This window comes from Acinetobacter uliginosus, from assembly GCF_044130295.1.
Taxonomy (GTDB): domain Bacteria; phylum Pseudomonadota; class Gammaproteobacteria; order Pseudomonadales; family Moraxellaceae; genus Acinetobacter.
In genome coordinates, this window is sequence record NZ_JBIQOC010000180.1 from 1 (window position 1) to 696 (window position 696).

Below are 696 nucleotides of genomic sequence, written 5' to 3' on the forward strand. Positions count from 1 at the left end.
TGAAGATATCAGTGAAAAACTGCATTTCAGACCGGCACAGTTCTATAAGGAACAGCATGTGCGTGGCAAATGGGTGTGTGATCAATGTGACACACTGACCCAACAAGCACTGCCGGCATATGTGATTGAGAAAGGAATCGCCAGTCCTGAATTACTCAGCCATGTACTGGTATCGAAGTATGCAGATCATTTACCGCTGTACCGTCAGCGCCAGATCTTTCTACGCGCAGGTGTTGATCTGTCCAGATCAACGCTATCTGACTGGATTGGTCGCTGTGGTGTAGAGTTAGAACGCCTAACCGATGCATTAAGAAAGGTGATCCTACAGCAAGCGGTGATTCATGCAGATGAAACACCCGTCACCATCATGCGGATGGATGATAAAGATAAAAAACCGAAGAAAGGTTATGTCTGGGCTTATGCAACAACCCAATATAATCCAATTCAAGCCGTGATTTATGACTTTCAAGACAGTCGCTCTGGTGAACATGCCGAAGCCTTTCTAAAAGATTGGCAGGGCCATCTGGTCTGTGATGATTACAGTGGCTACAAAGCACGCTTTAGATCAGGTCAGGTCATTGAGGTGGGCTGCATGGCACATGCACGTCGTAAATTCCACGAACTGCATGTGACCAAAAAAAGTCAGGTCGCTGAACAGGTATTAGTGCTGATTCAGAAACTGTATGCCATAGAAGC

At 46.1% G+C, this 696-nt stretch carries 1 protein-coding gene; it reads left to right on the forward strand.

Annotated features, from left to right (window positions below):
• The coding region (gene tnpC, locus ACE01T_RS17580) for an IS66 family transposase (RefSeq protein ID WP_395519785.1) at window positions 1-696 on the forward strand (696 nt) is incomplete at both ends.